A 15,689-nucleotide genomic window follows, 5' to 3' on the forward strand; every position below is an offset into this window, starting at 1 on the left:
CGTGTCTGCGAGCCGTCACAAACGGCGACGCCCGTAGTCATACTGGTCCGGGCATCTGGTCGCGGGATACAGGCGAAACATGACAGGCCGAATGATATTGCTCGATGCCAGGCCGCTCGGCGTGGCCGACGTCGCCGAGATCGCACGCCGCAACGCCCGGCTGATGCTGGGCGAAGAGGCGATGCGCCGCATCCGGGCGAGCCGCGCGCTGATCGAGCATCTGACCGGGCTTGGCAAGCCGATGTACGGCGTCACCACGGGCCTGGGCGCCTGTGTCGATACGCCGCTCGCACAGGCGGACCTGATCGCCTTCCAGCACAGCGTGCCGCTCAGCCACAGCATGGGCATCGGGCCGGCCTTGCCGACCGAAGCGGTGCGAGCGATGATGACCGCGCGCATCTCGGGCATGGCCGCCGGCGGCACCGGAACCTCCGAACGCGTGGTCACGGGCCTTGTCGCGGCGCTCAACGCCGGCGTCCATCCGGTGATCCCGACCTGGGGCTCGATCGGCGCGGCCGACCTTGCCCATCTCGGCCATATGGCAAGGTCGCTGCGCGGCGATGGCGAGGCGGAATTCCAGGGCAGGATCATGCCCTCCGCCGAGGCGCTTGCCTTGGCCGGGCTCGATCCGCTGGACCTGCGCGAGAAGGACGGCCACGCCATCATCGTCGCCAACAGCCTGTCGACCGGAACGGCGTGCCTGTGCCTCGAAGACGTCGCCCATCTCATCGACTGGGCGCTGGCCGCCGTGGCGCTCAACTACGAGGCGTTTCGCTCCTCCCTCACCGCGATCGACGAGCAAGCGCTGGCCGCACGGCCGGCCTTCGGCCAGCGCGAGATCGGCGCGCGGTTGCGCGCGGAGCTGGCGGGAAGCGGCTTGTGGAAGGACAAGGCGGCACGGCGCTTGCAGGATCCGCTCAGCTATCGCTGCGTGCCACAGGTCTGGGGCGGCCTGCTCAATGCGTTCGAACAGGCGCGGCTGGCTACCGAGATCGAACTGACCCATTCGGGCGACAACCCGGTGATCCTGGCCGACGGCGAACGGGTGATTTCCAACGGCAATTTCGACCTGACGGCAATGACGCTCGCCTGGGAACAGCTCGGCCAGGCACTCGCGCATTGCGCGGTTGGCACCGCCAACCGCTGCATGAAGCTGATGTCGCCGACAACAGCCGAACTGCCGCGTTTCCTATCGGCGAGAGGCGGCAGTCGTCAGGGCTATGCGGAACTGCAGAAGCCCTTGTCCGCGCTGGAAGCCGAAATCCGGCACCTGGCCAACCCGATGTCACTCAGCCCGCTCGCCGTTTCCGACGGCATCGAGGATCAGTCGTCGATGGCGCCCAGGGTGGTGGCCAAGACCGCCGAGATCATCGAGCGCATGCGCTATCTCGTGGCGATGGAGCTGATCTTCGCTGCGACGGGTGTGGAGTTGCGCGGTGTCGTCGACAGCATGGGCGAAGGGCCGCGGCGCACCTTCGCCGCCGTGCGCGCGCTCGTCAGCCCGCTCGATGACGACCGCGAGATGAGCACCGACATGACGCGGATGGCGCGGATGGTGGCCGGTCCCCGGTACTGAGCCGACGGCCGGTCCGCCACGATCGGTATCCCGATCTTCCGGCGCGAATCCTAGGCGTCAAGCAACCAACGCGCGCGGTCCGCCCACCAGGGCTATCGGTGTGGTCGGTCGTTGCAAAACTCATCTTCGGCGTCACAAGTGGCGCATGCAATGCATCAAGACATTAAAGAAGAGATGTCGCGAAATTGCTTGCCGATATGGCATGATCATATTAGAAATAACAAATACGTTCTTCCATGAGGTAAAATAACGGAACCTGCGCTTGGCTAGCGCAAGCACTGCGAAAGTATCCGAGGAGAGCCAAGACCCGGGTATGCGGTTCGCAGACAAGAATGTGCCGCCCTGGAGTGAATTGCCGAACGTTTGCCTGACCTGACGCCCCTGATCCTGTCTGGGAGGAGCCCATGGCCAACACCTACAAGGTCCATTTCGTCAGCAATCGGAACCCCATCGTGAACAGCCAAGGGCGGATCACCGGCTTCGGCCCCAATCTCAGCCAAGCTCAAGGCGTCGATATTCGCTACGGAGAGGTCCAGGTCACAGTCACCGGAGCTCCCAAACAGGGCAAGATCGTGCCTGGCACCCTGCGTGTGTATGACGAGAAGATACTCGTCGAGAAGGGCAAGGCTCAAATTCGTGGAAGCGACCAGATGTTTTCCGCGCTTCATCCGGCGTTCGTTTCGGCAAAGACGATCATCTTATTCGCGCACGGCTTCTTCAACACCTTTTCCGACAGCGTCGAACGCGCGGCGACGATCCTCAGCTTCTACGGAATACATGCCGAGATCATCGTCTTTAGTTGGCCCTCTGCCGGCACATTGATCGGCTACCAGCATGACCGGGCAACATCACGACAGAGCGGTCCGGCCTTTGCCCGGGTTATCCGCAGGCTAGCGACGGAGCTTGCCGGGCTTTCCTCGACCGCGCCGCGTCCGACTGTTCACCTGCTCTGTCACAGTATGGGAAACTATGTGCTGCGTTTTGGCGTTCAGGCATTGCTGGCGCAACCGCAAGATACAAAACCCGGCGAGACCCAACCGGCCGTACCGGCGACGCATCTTCCGACCATCTTCAATCAGATCATTCTCGCCGCAGCCGACGAGGATTCCGACGCGTTCGACCGGCAGGACAAACTGAAGGCGCTGCCCGACCTCGGGCGTGGGGTTACCGTCTACTACACCCACGAGGACTGGGTGCTGACCTTCTTGAGTGCTGGAATTGAATTCAACGGCCCCCGGCTTGGCGCCGGAGGCCCTGACAACATGGCAACCATCAGCGACAAGGTGAGTGCGGTGGACGTGAGCGACGTTGTTCCGGCCGAGCTCAACATGAATAGCCATCAATATTATCGGCTCTACACGCCGGTGCGCGACGATGAAGTCGCAGTACTGGCAGGTCAAGCGCCCGACAAGATCCACAACCGGGCCGCGACAGGCGTTCCACACCGATATCGGATCGAGCCTGCTGTGGGTTGAATATTGAAGATTGCGGCGGAATGTCTCGTTCAGACCTGCTGCCGTGATAATCCGCGGCGGCAGCGCGATGTTATTGATAAGGGCCTCTGAGGTTGAGTTTCTCGGCCAGAAGGCAGAAGCGGTCGATCAGCCGGACAAGTTCTTCGCCTCGTTCGCCGACAACCGCCCCACGCTTGGTGAGCGGCGCATCCAACAGAGCCTTCCATAGCCGGCTTTGCCGATCGCAGAGGGCCGCCAGTTCTGAGCAATCGCTGGCAGTCAATTTCAAAAAATGATCCGCCGTCACCGGTCCGATGCCTGGGGGCGTTGTCGCCCCAAGCGAGAGATAACCCGGCGGCACGGTGCCTTTGGCATTGGTCACCGATTTGCGGCAGATGACATCGAACAGCTGGTCGACAGCCTGTTTGGCGCCGGCAACGCGCGACGGATGGTCCGTATCGGCTGCCGCATGCGGCAGAAGTTCAAGTTTTTCGCCGTGCCTTTCGACGAGGTCGAGATAAGGCAGCATCGGGCCGGAAAGACGTCCAGTCGAGTCATCCCTGAACAGATCGGCATCGATGGCGGCGTGGCGCACCCGCCCTGCGTCCAGCGCCTCGCCGAGCGCTGCGACGTCGACGAGCTCGCCGCGATCGTAGTTGACCAGCACCGCACCCTTGTTCATGCGGGACAGTACCTCAGCGCCAATGAGCCCGGCATTGGCGTAGCGGCCCGTCTGCGCGTCCTGCTTGCCCAGGCCGACATGGACGCTGAGCACATCTGCACCTTCAGCCGCGTCGGCAAGATCCGCCGCGAAGGCAAAGCCCTCGGCTTCTACCCAGTCGCGGTGCCGTGGCCTTGCATGGATCACCACGCGCATGCCGAAGGCACGGGCGAGCTTGGCCACCTCGCGGCCGATATTGCCGTAGCCGATGATCGCGATCGTCTTGCCTTCGAGCTTTTCGGTCGGGAAATCACGCAACTCCCTGCCAGTGGTGAAATCGCCGCGTGCCACCCGGTCGTGAAGCAAGCCGACAGGTAGATCCGGCAGCACTTTCAGGATCGCCTTCATCACCATCTGTGCGGTGGCGCGGCTGTTGATGCCGGGCGTGTTCATCAGCACCGCGCTGCCGCCCTCGCCGCTGCCGCCACCCCAGGAGCGCGAACCCATATTGCCGGTGCCGGCGCCGATCCGCACACCGGCCAGCGCAAAGACGGTCTCTGCGGGCAGGAAGGTCGCTGCGGCGATGACGGCGTCGTAGCGTCCGTCGCCGGCGGCCTCGACCAGCTCCTCGCGGGTGCTGAGATCCGGCTGGTAGAAGAAATGCACCCGGCCCCGCTCGAGGCCCGATTTGTCGCCAAGCGCGGACAAATGGAAGCGGCCGCCCTTGGCTTCGATATGGGCGCGCACTTCGCTGGGATCAGGCTTGCCGTCAGGTCCGAAGCGCAGGCCGACCAGATCACAGATCAGCACGGTGTAGATCCCCTGCGGATCGATCGGCTCTACGGCCTGGGTATTGGTGTTTGCGGTCACGTCGTTTCCCCATGCAAGAACGGAAAGGTCTGCCGGTACGGCAGCACGCTCTGAAATCAGAACCTATCCGCCCGGAAGGGCGTCAGATCGATCGCCGGCGGCAAACCGGCGGCGAGTTGCGACACGATCTTGCCGGTGACGGCGCCGCCGATGAGGCCTTGATGGCCATGGCCGAAGGCATAGATGACGTTCTTGGCCCGCGACGCCAGACAGCCCTATCTAGAGACTGGGTCCTAGCTTGATCGGGCTGCCGTCGCTGAACCGCGATTGACGGAACCTGTGAAGATCATGCCCGATCTCGTTTCCCTGGACGAGGTCGGACACGACGCGGCCCATGCCAGGTCCGATGCCGAAGCCATGACCGCTCATCCCGGTGGCGATGACGAGACCCGGAATTTCGGCGGCACGATCAACGACCGGCACCACATCCGGCATCGCATCGATCATGCCCGCCCAGCTCGCCTTGATCGGCACCGTCTTGAACTGCGTGAAAAGTGCCGCGAATTCGCGCTCGATATCGCGCAATGCCGAGGCTTTGGGGGCGGGATTGAGGATGCGTATCCGTTCGAACGGGCTTTCCTCGTCCGCGTTCCATCGGCGTGGCGTTGACCAGCTGTCCGGATAGCCTCGCGGCGCCGCCGGCAGGTAGGAAGTGCCAAAAGGATTCGCCATCAGGGCGGGAACAAATTTGGTCGCGTGACGAAAGGCGTCAGGCCCGACATACAGCTGACTGGTGCCTCCCGATGCCAGCGTGTAGCCGCCATCCTGCCTGCGCCGGAATGCGATATGTTCGTCGGCCACGGCGCCCGAATGGATTTCGGGCATGGGTCCGGTCGCGGCGACGGTCGCCCTGACGCTGAGCTGCGGGATGGAGACGCCGTGGGCGCGCAGGAAGAGCGACGTCCACGCACCGCTCGCGACGACCGCGCTCGAGGTGGCGATACGGCCCTGCTCGGTCCAGACCCCGCTAACGCGTCCAGCCGATATGTCGAGCATGCGCGCCGCACAATTCTCGATGATGGTGACGCCCTCCCGGGCGGCCAGGCGGGCAAGCGCTGAAACCGCGACCCAGGGCTCGGCGCGCATGTCGGATGGGGTGGTCATAGCGCCCTTGAAAGAGCGCGACATGGCCGGGATCAGCCTGGCCGTCTCACCCTGGTCGAGGAGACGCGTGTCGACGCCGTGTATCTCTGCGATCTTCAGGAACTTGGCGAAGCCGGCCATCTCCTTGTCGGTTCGCGCGAGATAGGTGACGCCCGCCTGCCTCAGCCCGATGTCCTCGCCGCATTCCTCGGCCAGTTGACGCCAGAGGCGTTGCGCTTCGATGACAACAGGCAGTTCATCGGCATCGCGGCCCTGCTGCCGGATCCAGCCCCAGTTCCGCGACGACTGCTCGCCGGCGATTCGGCCCTTTTCCAGCAATGTCACCGAAATGTTGCGCCGCCCCAGGAACAAAGCCGTGGTCACGCCGATGACGCCGCCGCCGATGACCACAACCTCCGAAGCCTTCGGCAACGGTGCTTGAAACTGGATCGGCAAGGCTTCGGTGAAGGGAAAACTTGTCAAGGAAGACTGCCCTCTTGCTTTTCACGGCGGCGTCGGCCCTGGCTGCTTCCGTGTCGGCGACGCGTGACAGAACTGATAGTCCGTCAAGGCTGGGTCGAGCTGGAGAATCTGCGCGTCAATGCAATGAATTGTTTATGCCAGCGAATGTCGCCTCGACACCCTCACACGAACTTTGGCGGCAGGCGCAAGCGCCCGGCGACGACCGATGGCGGCACCGCCTGTCAGGCACAGTGCGATGCCGCCATTGGCCCCTTGAAGGGTCAAGTCCGACACGCGTAACATTGCGTCATCAGAACTGAGTCTGCTTCATGCGTCCGGGCTAATGTCCGGATTGGACTGGATATTTCCTTGCCGACGGATGCAACCAGCGGCGCGGCGAAGCGCGGCAAATCGTTTGCCCATGTGGCGGAAGCCTCCTGGGGCAAGGGCCTCAGCACCTTGCTGCGCATCGTGCGCATGACGCTGCGCCATCCCTGGCAGGTCGCCATCACGCTGGTCTCGACCTTCATCGCCGCGACGCTGCAGCTTTTCATCCCACGCCTGCTGGGGCGCGCCATCGACCAGGCGCAAGGCGTGATCGCCGCGGGCGCCGGCACCGCGGCAGAACAGGCACTGTGGCACACGGCGCTGACCCTGCTGGTCGTCAGCATCCTGCGCGGCCTCTTCACCATGGCGCAGAACTATTTTGGCGAGGCCGTCGGCCATCAGACCGGCTATGAATTGCGGCTCGCCTTCTACGAGAAGATCCAGCGGCTGAGCTTCTCCTTCCACGACAAGGTCCATACCGGCGACCTGATCACGCTCGGGCTGCTCGACCTCGACGGCGTGCGCATGTTCTTTTCCACAGGCATCCTGCGCGTGGTGCTGCTCGGCGTGCTGATCGGCGTCGGCGCCTATCTCTTGATAAGCACCGATCTCGTGCTCGGCCTGCTCAGCCTCAGCTTCGTGCCGTTCGTCGCCTGGCGTTCCTCGGTGACACAGCTCAGATTGCGCAGCACCTGGCTGACGCTGCAGGAGCGGCTGTCGGTGCTGAGCCGGGTGATGGACGAGAATCTTGGCGGCATCCGTGTCGTGCGTGCCTTCGCGGCGCAGCGCCATGAGCTCAAGAAATTCGACCGCGCCAAGCAGGACGCGCTGGAGCTGGCCAATCAGCGCGTCGACATCCGCGTCGCCAACACCAGCGCCATGAACTTTTCCTTCCTGGCCGCCATGGGGCTGGTGCTGTGGTTTGGCGGCCAGAAGGTGATCGCGGGCCAGATCAGCGTCGGTACGCTGGCGCAGTTCCTCACCTTCATGACCATCCTGCAAATGCCGGTGCGCCAGCTTGGCCTGATGGTCAATTCCTTCGCGCGCGCCTCGACCTGCGGCACGCGGCTGTTCGAACTGCTCGACACCGAACTCGACATCGAGGATGCGCCCGACGCCAGGGAGCTCGTCATCACCGATGGCGTGCTGCGCTTCGATGATGTCGGCTTCCGCTATGAGGGCGCGGGCGGCCGTCCGACCCTGTCCGGCATATCCTTCGAGGCGAAGCCCGGCGAGACGGTCGGCATTGTCGGCCCGCCGGGCAGCGGCAAGTCGACCATCGCGCATTTGATCCCGCGCTTCTACGACGTCACCTCCGGCGCGATCACCATCGACGGCCAGGATATAAGCAAGGTCACGCTGCAATCGCTGCGCAAGGTGGTCGGCGTGGTGCAGCAGGATGCGTTCCTGTTCACCACCTCGATCGAGAACAACATCGCCTATGGCAACCCCTGGGCGCGCGAGACCCGCATCGGACAGGCCGCCGAATATGCGCAGTTGCACAACTATATTATCGGGCTTCCGGCCGGCTACACCACGGTCGTCGGCGAGCGCGGCGCCTCGCTTTCCGGCGGCCAACGGCAGCGCCTGACCATTGCGCGCAGCCTGATGCTGCGGCCATCGGTTCTGGTCTTCGACGATTCCACCGCGGCAATCGATGCCGGCACCGAGCAGCGTATCCGCGCGGCGATGAAGCGCTTCGCCAAGGATCGCGTGACGCTGATCATCTCGCACCGGTTGAGTTCGCTGATGCATGCCGACCAGATCCTGTTCGTCGAGGGCGGCCGCATCGTCGAGCGCGGCACGCATGAGGAACTGCTGGCGCTGGGCGGACGCTACCGCGCGCTTTACGACCTGCAGCTGCGGCCGGACGACGACCGGCTCGAGGGAGCCGCATGATGTCGACGCAGGACGACGACGAGAAGGACGACAAAAGCGGGCGGCCGACCAAGGCCGTCGTCGGCTCGCATCGCGACGAGGAAGAGGTTTTCGGCAAGGCCTATGATCCGCGCATCGTCAGACGCATCTGGAGCTTCGTCAGACCCTATCAGGGCCGGATCTTCATCTCGGTGGCGGCGGTGCTGGTGTTCACGCTGACGCAGCTGGCGATCCCGCTGGTCATCCGTTACGCCATCGACCACGGCATGGCTCCGGGCCGGCTCGACCGCTCGGTGATGATCTCCGCGATCGTCACCTTCACCGTGATCATCCTGATCAACTATGCCGCCAGTTATGTGCAGGAAAGCGTCGTCGGCAAGGTGGCGGAGAACGTGCTTTCCGACCTGCGCCGCGCCATGTTCAGCCATCTGCAGCTCGTGTCGCTCAGCTTCATGGACAAGACCGAGGTCGGCCGGCTGATGTCGCGCCTGCAGGGCGACGTCAATTCGATGCAGGAATTCCTCGAGACATCGGTGATGTCGGTGGGCGACATCGTGCTGCTGTTCGGTATCGTCACCGTTCTGCTGTGGCTCGATTTCCGGCTCGGACTGCTGACGCTGTCGACCATGCCGATGCTGTTCATCGTGCGGCTGTTCTGGCTGCCGCGCGCCAAGGTCGCCTTCATGGCGGCGCACGAAACCAATTCCATCGCCAACGGGGCACTCGCCGAAGGCATCCATGGCGTGCGCACCGTGCAGAGCCTGGAACGCCAGCACGTCAATTTCGACCTCTATGACGAAAAGGTGCTGGCCAACCTCAACGCCCATCTGCGGTCGGCTCGATACGCGCAGGTGATGGTGCCGATCGTCGACACGCTGACTGGCATCGCCATGGCGACGGTCATTGTCGTCGGCGGTTCTATGGTGCTGTCGCACAGCCTTGATGTCGGCGTCATGGTGGCGTTCCTGTTCTACATCCAGCGCTTCTTCGACCCGATCCGCTCGCTCACCATGCAGTACAGCGTCATGCAGCGCGCCATGGCTTCGGGCCAGCGCATCTCCGAAGTGCTCGACGTGCCGGTGGATGTCAGCGACAAGGACAATGCGGTGGCCTTGTCGCGCGATACGGACGGCTCGGTCGAGTTCAGGAACGTCACCTTCGGCTATCGGCCGAACCAGCCGGTGCTGAAGAACATCTTCTTCCGCGTCAATCCTGGCGAGACCGTCGCGCTTGTCGGCCCGACGGGATCGGGCAAGTCGAGTTCGATGGCGCTGGTGCACCGCTTCTACGATGTCTGGTCGGGGCAAGTCCTTGTCGGCGGTCACGATGTGCGTGACCTGACGCAGGATTCACTCGGCGACCAAGTAGCCATGGTGCTGCAGGAGCCGTTCCTGTTCTCCGGCACCGTGCTGGAGAACATCCGCTACCACAAGACATCAGCCAGCCGCGAAGAAGTGGTTCGCGCGGCACAGGCCGTCGGCGCGCACGACTTCATCGAGCAACTACCCGGCGGCTACGATACCGAGCTCGAACAGCGCGGCGGCAACCTCTCGCTCGGCCAGCGACAGCTCATCAGTTTCGCGCGCGCGCTGGTCGCCGACGCCAAGATCCTGGTGCTCGACGAGGCCACGGCCAGCATCGATTCCTACACCGAGATGCTGATCCAGAGGGCGCTGATTACCCTGCTGGAGGGCCGCACCGGGCTGGTCATCGCCCATCGACTCGCCACCATCCGCGGCGCCGACCGCATCATCGTGCTGCAGAATGGCGAGATCGTCGAAAGCGGCAACCACGAACAGCTGATGCTGAGGAAGGGCCTCTACGCCCGGCTCTACAACATGAACTACGCTTCGTTCGACGACATTTCCGAAGAAGAAATGGGAATGGACGCGGCGCTCGGCAAAGCGACGTGAGCGGTGCGGGCGGGTTCGAACCTCCGCTGCCCTCCTGAAAGAACCTATCTGCGAGATCCCCTGATGTGACCGCTGACCTGCACGCCATCCTCGGCGCGCAGATACAGAAAGCCGGGAATGGAGATCAACGGGATGATCGCGGTCAGCAGGAACACCTGGTGAAAGCGCTCCGGCGTAAGCACATGGGTCTCCCCCGCGATCAGGCCCAGCAGCATGGCGGCGATCGAGACACCAAGCGAAACGCTGAGCTGCTGCAGCACGCCACCAAGGCTGGTGGCGCGGCTGAGCTTGTCCGCCGGCAGATCGGCGTAGGACAAGGTGTTGGAGGTCATGAACTGCGCCGAGCGGACGATGCCGAACAGGAAGACGTAGACGCCGATCGTCCAATGCGGCGTATCAGGCCCCATCAGGGCGAACCCCGCCACGGTGGCGGAGCCGACGACCGCGCTGCCGATCAGCACGGCGCTGAAGCCGAACCGCCGCAGCAGCGGCGACAGCAGCGGCCGCATGAGCAAGGCGCCGAAGCTGCCCACGAATGTCAGCGAGCCCGAAGTGACCGGGCTCATGCCGAAGCCGAGCTGCAGCATCAGCGGCAGGAGGAACGGCACGCCGTTGAGGCCGACGCGGCACAGGCCGCCGGCCAGCGTGCCGACCCAGAAGGAGCGAAACCGAAACAGCGTCAGGTCAACGGCCGGCGCCGCGACGCGGCGCGCATAGCGCCCGAAGGCGAGCAGCAGCAGGACGGAAGCGGCCAGCACCAGCACTGTGGCTGAAACGGGAATGATCGGCCGGCCGATGTTTTCCAGCCCGAATTGCAGCAGTGCCACACCGCATCCCACCATCAGGAACCCTGCGAAGTCGAAGCGCTGCACCGCCTCCTCGTGAAAATCGTCGACAAAGCGCAGCGCGGCCAGAATGCCGAGGCAGCCGAACGGCACGTTGACATAGAATATCCAGCGCCACGAGGCGTAGGTGGTCAGCAGGCCGCCGAGCAGCGGCCCGATGACCGGCCCCATGATGGCGGGCAAGGTCATGTAGGTCATGGCGGTGATCAGCCCGCTGCGCGGAAAGCTGCGCAGCAGGATCAACCGGCCGACCGGCGTCATCATGGCCCCGCCCAACCCTTGCAGCGCACGCATGGCCAGCAGCATGCCGAAACTGTTGGCCACACCGCACAGTGCCGAGCCAAGGGTGAAGGTGAACAGCGCCAGCGCGAACACTTTTCGCGCGCCGAACCTGTCGGCGAACCAGCCGCTGACGGGAATGAACACAACGAGCGTCAGAATGTAGGTGGTGATCGCAAGGTTCAGCCGGACCGGCGTCGTGTCGAGGCTGTGCGCGATGGCCGGAATCGCGGTGGTGATGATGGTGGAATCGAGCTGCTCCATCAGGAAGGCGATGGCGACAATGATCGGAATGATCAGCCTCAGCCTTGGATCACGCTCGGTGGCGAATTGAGGCTGTTCCAATGCTGCAGCAAATTCCGTCATGCGAGCGGCTTATATTCTGTAGCCAAAGCAGCGCATCCAGTTCAAAGGCAAGATTGCCCTACGTGCCAGCCAGCCGGAGTCTGGTCGCACGGCCGTCTTATGGTCCGACAAATAGGTCAGGGGTAGCGATTTCCACCTTGCCGGAAGTCAACAAATCTTGACCGGCGCCGTGAGTGGGCCGGACGTCGGCAAGGAGGCGATGGTGTCGCGAGATCGCCTGAAGACACTGCACGGTCCCGCAAGCATCCGTCCCGATTTCGTGAAGGAACGTGTCCGGCGAGAGACGGCTTTCTTCCCCATATCCTTGGAACGGAAAGGAGACATTTACATGAAAAGGCGACTCGTATCCATCAGTTCCATGCTGCTGACCTTGGCCACGAGCACGATAGCGTTTGCCACCGTCGCCGACGCCGCCGTCGTCAGGCACCACTTTGTCCACCTCACCGTTGCGCACGGCGGCCATGCGCACGCCGCACATGGCCGACACGCTGGCCACGGCGGCTGGGTTGGCCGCGATTGGACTGGCGACAATTGGGGCAGCAACTATGGCCGGATGGACAGCGACTACAATGGCTACGGCAGTTATCACGGCTACGCCGGTGACTTCTGCGGGACCATCGCGTGGACACTCGACCTATGCGGTCCCCACGGCCCCTGATTGCTGACCATGCAGAGCGACTCTCCGTCCCGATTTCGTGAAGGAACGTGTGCAGTGAGGCGGCCGTTTTTCTCCCATGCGCAATATCGCAACAAAACAGGAGTAACGCTCATGAAAAAGCAATTGGTGTTCGCAAGCTCCGTTGCGCTGGCATTGGCGGCAGGTACGACTTCATTTGCAACCATGGCCGACGCCGCGGTCGTCAGGCACCATGGCGGCGGTCATGCCATGGGGCCTTTCCGCGGCCGCCATTTCGGTGGCGGGCATAGATACGCCTTTCACCGCGGACACGGCCGCCATTGGGCTGGCGGCGGCTGGCGAGGCGGCTATTATGGCGGCTACTACGATTATTGCGGACCGGTCCAGCTGGCGCTCGGCCTATGTGTCCCATACCGCCCCTACTATTATGGCCCCTTCGGAATGCTCTGACCTTTGTCGGGCCATGGTAGCCGCGAGGGCTCGAGGGCTACGCCATTTCAGGACGTCTTGACGCCTCGCGGATCGCCTTGTGCACGCCGCGTTGCAGATCCATGAAGGCCGGGGTCTCCATCACCTCTTCCCGGCGCGGCCGCTCGATGTCGACGTTGAAGGTCTGCATGATGCGTCCCGGCCCGATCCCCATGACGACGATGCGGTCCGACAGATAGACCGCCTCCTCCACATCATGCGTGACGAAGAGAACGGTCAGCTTGTGTTCCTCCCAAATCTGGGTCAGCAGTTCCTGCATCTGGTGCCGGGTCAAGGCATCGAGCGCGCCGAACGGTTCATCCATCAGCAGCATCTTCGGCCGATAGGACAGCGCGCGCGCAATGGCGACGCGCTGCTTCATGCCGCCCGACAGTTCGGACGGAAAGCGGTCGGCGCTTTGCGACAGCTTGACGAGGTCGAGATGCTCAAGCGCAATCTCGCGGCAGGCCGTGCGATCGTAGCCGGCGGCCTTGAGGGCGAACTCGATGTTCTGCCGCGCCGTCAGCCAGGGCAGCAGCGTGTAGGACTGGAAGACGACGCCGCGGTCGAGACCCGGCTGCAGGATCGGCGCGCCATCGATGCTGAGATCGCCGGCGTCGAAGTCCTGCAGTCCGGCAACGATCGACAGCAGCGTGCTCTTGCCGCACCCCGACGTGCCGACGAGCGAGACGAACTCATTGTCGGCGAGATCGAGATTGATGTCGCGCAGCACTTCAGTGCGCCGCTCGCCCGTGCCGAAGCTCTTGTCGAGGCCGGCGATGCGCAATTTGGGAACAGTCATCGGCGGTTCCTCATTGCGAATGGCCATCCTGGCGAAACAGAACCTTTTCCAGCGCCTTCATGACCTGGTCGGTGATGAGACCAAGCACGCCGAGGAGCAGGATGTAACCAATGATGGTGTTGGTCTGGAAATAGCGCTGCGACACGGTAATGCGATAGCCGAGGCCAGATGTCGCCGCGACAAGTTCGGCCAGCACCAGCCAGGTCCATGCCCAGCCGAGGCTGATGCGCAGCGTATCCCAGATACCCGGCAGGGCGCTGGGCACGACGATGCGCGTCAGGATCTTGCGGTCCGGCAGGCCGAGCGTGCGGCCAAGGCCGATGAAATCGGCGGGAACCCGTTTCACATTGTCCATGACCATCAGCACCTGCTGGAAGAAAGTGCCGATGAAGATGATCAGGAATTTCTGCGTATCGCCGGTACCTGCCCACAATATGGAGAGCGGCACGAAAGCGACAACCGGCATGTAGCGGATGAAATCCACCAGCGGCTCGATACCAGCCTCCCAGGAGCGGAAGCTGCCGATCAGCACGCCGATCGGGATCGACAGTGCCGAGGCGATGAGGAAACCGATGGAAATGCGATACGCCGAGGCGGTGAGGTCCAGCCACAGCGTGCCGTCAGCGGCGAGCTTGGCGATCTGGGTCGCAACACTGCCGGGCGACGGCAGGAAGATGGGCTTTACCCATTCCAGCCCGGTCGCCGCCCACCAGGCGAGGCCAAGCCCGACAAAGACGGCCACCGCGATCATCAGGAAACGCGACCTGGCGATGGGCGCGCCGATCCCGGAGGAGCGGCGGCGCCTCGCCTGTTTCGTGGCCGCCTTTGGCGCGGAGCGCGCCGGGCCGGTTTTCGCGGGGGGATCCGCTGACATCTGCGCTACCACCGCGATCCGGCCTCTATCATTGCGCCGCCTTGACGAAGGACGGGTCGATCATCTGCTCGGGCGTCACGTCGGCCTGGAGCAGCTTGGCGTTCTTGGCGGCAGCTTCGACGTCGGCGAATGTCTTGGTGGTGAAATCGCCGGTCAGCGCCGTCTTGTTTTCGGCAAGCGAATAGTAGCGCACGCCGTCGAAAGCGGTGTTGAGGTCCTTGACGTCGGAACCGACCGCCTTGGCGATGATGGCGCGGCCGCCGGGTGTGTCTGCATTGTAATCCTTGAGTGCGGCGTCCCAGCTCTTGATCATGGCCAGCACCTGGCCGGGCCGCGACTTGATGACCTCGTCGCGCACCACCAGCACGTCGCTGATCAGGCCGGGGTCCTCGCCGGCGGAAAACAGCAGCTTGACGTCCTTGTTCTGCGCCATGGCGACGGTGAGGTAGGGCTCGTAGGTGACAGCGACCGGCACGCGGCCGGCGATCAAGGCGCCGCCGGCGTCGGAGGCAGGCATCGGAACCGGCTGAACGTCGGCGATCGACATGCCATTCTTGGCGAGCGCGTATTTGAGCAGGATGTCGCTGGTCGTGCCTTCTTCGAAAGCAACCTGCTTGCCCTTGAGGTCGGCGATGGAGGTGACGTCCTTGCCGGCGATGATGGCGTCGGCCGTCATCGAGACATCGAGCAGCAGCACGATCTTCACCGGCAGGCCGGCGGCCACCATGCCCATCGCCGTGTGGGTCGCGATATTGGCGGCGTCGAGCTGGCCGCTGGCCAAAGCGGCGTTGATATCCTTGTCCTCGGCGAAGTTGACGATCTGGACGTCCGACAAGCCATTCGTCTTGAACAGGCCCTTGGCGTCGGCGACGTGCCACTGGCCATAGCCGAGCCAGGGCTCGATGCCTATCTTGAACGGTCCTGCCTCTGGCGTCGTGGGAATGGCCGCATCGGCGGCGTGGGCCACTGGCGCGGCGGCGAGCCCGATGGCGGCGGCCATCATGAGCGCGCGAAATTGTCCTGCTAGGTTACGCATCATCTCAAGTTCCCCTTGATGATCAGACCGCTTTTTTCCCAGGCATCCGGTCTGGTGAGACTGCGGGTTTCTGCTCTTGCGGCACTGTGCCTCGGCGTCTTGCCCACCACTTCGTGGTGAAGTGCAGGGATATTTCAGCGTCAGCGGGAGCGGATGTC

The 15,689-nt window shown here is 63.6% G+C and carries 12 protein-coding genes; 6 read left to right on the plus strand and 6 right to left on the minus strand.

The genetic code is table 11. From position 1 onward, the window contains the following. Positions 1-79: 79 nt before the first annotated feature. Together D3242_RS02625 and D3242_RS02630 are read left to right on the plus strand one after the other, a co-directional pair. Positions 80-1,576, plus strand: coding sequence for an HAL/PAL/TAL family ammonia-lyase (locus tag D3242_RS02625; RefSeq protein WP_019856687.1), 1,497 nt, complete (start codon positions 80-82; stop codon positions 1,574-1,576). 404 nt (positions 1,577-1,980) lie between these two features. Beyond that, positions 1,981-3,051, plus strand: coding sequence for an alpha/beta hydrolase (locus tag D3242_RS02630; RefSeq protein ID WP_064983380.1), 1,071 nt, complete (start codon positions 1,981-1,983; stop codon positions 3,049-3,051). A 70-nt stretch (positions 3,052-3,121) separates the two neighbouring features. Here the strand turns inward: D3242_RS02630 and D3242_RS02635 are convergent, their stop codons facing one another. Continuing rightward, positions 3,122-4,561: an NAD(P)-dependent oxidoreductase gene (locus D3242_RS02635; protein WP_064983381.1), complete on the minus strand. Its 1,440-nt coding sequence runs from the start codon at positions 4,559-4,561 to the stop codon at positions 3,122-3,124. Positions 4,562-4,780: 219 nt separating this feature from the next. Then, the gene (locus D3242_RS02645; protein ID WP_064983383.1) at positions 4,781-6,127 is read right to left on the minus strand and encodes an NAD(P)/FAD-dependent oxidoreductase; all 1,347 of its coding nucleotides are present in this window, start codon (positions 6,125-6,127) and stop codon (positions 4,781-4,783) included. 348 nt (positions 6,128-6,475) lie between these two features. Between D3242_RS02645 and D3242_RS02650 the strand changes: the two genes are divergently transcribed. Next, entirely contained in the window at positions 6,476-8,332 is a 1,857-nt protein-coding gene (locus tag D3242_RS02650) for an ABC transporter ATP-binding protein (RefSeq protein WP_064983385.1), read from the plus strand. Further along, on the plus strand, positions 8,332-10,224 hold the full coding sequence (locus D3242_RS02655) for an ABC transporter ATP-binding protein (RefSeq protein ID WP_081296035.1): 1,893 nt from the start codon (positions 8,332-8,334) through the stop codon (positions 10,222-10,224). The genes D3242_RS02650 and D3242_RS02655 overlap by 1 nt, the downstream gene beginning before the upstream one ends. A 44-nt stretch (positions 10,225-10,268) precedes the next feature. Here D3242_RS02655 and D3242_RS02660 read toward each other — a convergent pair whose 3' ends face one another. Continuing rightward, a complete protein-coding gene (locus tag D3242_RS02660; protein ID WP_064983389.1) occupies positions 10,269-11,714 on the minus strand; it encodes a DHA2 family efflux MFS transporter permease subunit in 1,446 nt (481 codons plus the stop codon). A gap of 157 nt (positions 11,715-11,871) precedes the next feature. Here D3242_RS02660 and D3242_RS02665 point away from each other — a divergent pair, with 157 nt between their 5' ends. Together D3242_RS02665 and D3242_RS02670 are read left to right on the plus strand one after the other, a co-directional pair. Further along, positions 11,872-12,372: a hypothetical protein gene (locus D3242_RS02665; protein WP_064983390.1), complete on the plus strand. Its 501-nt coding sequence runs from the start codon at positions 11,872-11,874 to the stop codon at positions 12,370-12,372. A 111-nt stretch (positions 12,373-12,483) separates the two neighbouring features. Continuing rightward, complete coding sequence (locus D3242_RS02670; protein ID WP_064983392.1) at positions 12,484-12,801, plus strand: hypothetical protein; 318 nt, start codon at positions 12,484-12,486, stop codon at positions 12,799-12,801. A 37-nt stretch (positions 12,802-12,838) separates the two neighbouring features. Here the strand turns inward: D3242_RS02670 and D3242_RS02675 are convergent, their stop codons facing one another. From D3242_RS02675 to D3242_RS02685, 3 genes are read right to left on the minus strand one after another with little or no spacing between them, the layout of a single operon-like run. Continuing rightward, positions 12,839-13,621, minus strand: coding sequence for an ABC transporter ATP-binding protein (locus D3242_RS02675; RefSeq protein ID WP_064983595.1), 783 nt, complete (start codon positions 13,619-13,621; stop codon positions 12,839-12,841). Positions 13,622-13,631: 10 nt separating this feature from the next. Next, a complete protein-coding gene (locus D3242_RS02680; protein WP_019856678.1) occupies positions 13,632-14,495 on the minus strand; it encodes an ABC transporter permease in 864 nt (287 codons plus the stop codon). A 28-nt stretch (positions 14,496-14,523) separates the two neighbouring features. Next, complete coding sequence (locus tag D3242_RS02685; RefSeq protein ID WP_027046561.1) at positions 14,524-15,531, minus strand: ABC transporter substrate-binding protein; 1,008 nt, start codon at positions 15,529-15,531, stop codon at positions 14,524-14,526. Between the last annotated feature and the right edge of the window lie 158 nt (positions 15,532-15,689).

Source organism: Mesorhizobium jarvisii (genome assembly GCF_003601985.1).
Taxonomy (GTDB): Bacteria; Pseudomonadota; Alphaproteobacteria; order Rhizobiales; family Rhizobiaceae; genus Mesorhizobium; species Mesorhizobium jarvisii.

Coding starts and splice junctions, on each gene's coding strand:
- D3242_RS02625 (WP_019856687.1), top strand. CDS start 80: ATGACAGGCCGAATGATATTGCTCGATGCCAGGCCGCTCGGCGTGGCC.
- D3242_RS02630 (WP_064983380.1), top strand. CDS start 1,981: ATGGCCAACACCTACAAGGTCCATTTCGTCAGCAATCGGAACCCCATC.
- D3242_RS02655 (WP_081296035.1), top strand. CDS start 8,332: ATGTCGACGCAGGACGACGACGAGAAGGACGACAAAAGCGGGCGGCCG.
- D3242_RS02660 (WP_064983389.1), bottom strand. CDS start 11,714: ATGACGGAATTTGCTGCAGCATTGGAACAGCCTCAATTCGCCACCGAG.
- D3242_RS02670 (WP_064983392.1), top strand. CDS start 12,484: ATGAAAAAGCAATTGGTGTTCGCAAGCTCCGTTGCGCTGGCATTGGCG.
- D3242_RS02675 (WP_064983595.1), bottom strand. CDS start 13,621: ATGACTGTTCCCAAATTGCGCATCGCCGGCCTCGACAAGAGCTTCGGC.
- D3242_RS02680 (WP_019856678.1), bottom strand. CDS start 14,495: ATGTCAGCGGATCCCCCCGCGAAAACCGGCCCGGCGCGCTCCGCGCCA.
- D3242_RS02685 (WP_027046561.1), bottom strand. CDS start 15,531: ATGCGTAACCTAGCAGGACAATTTCGCGCGCTCATGATGGCCGCCGCC.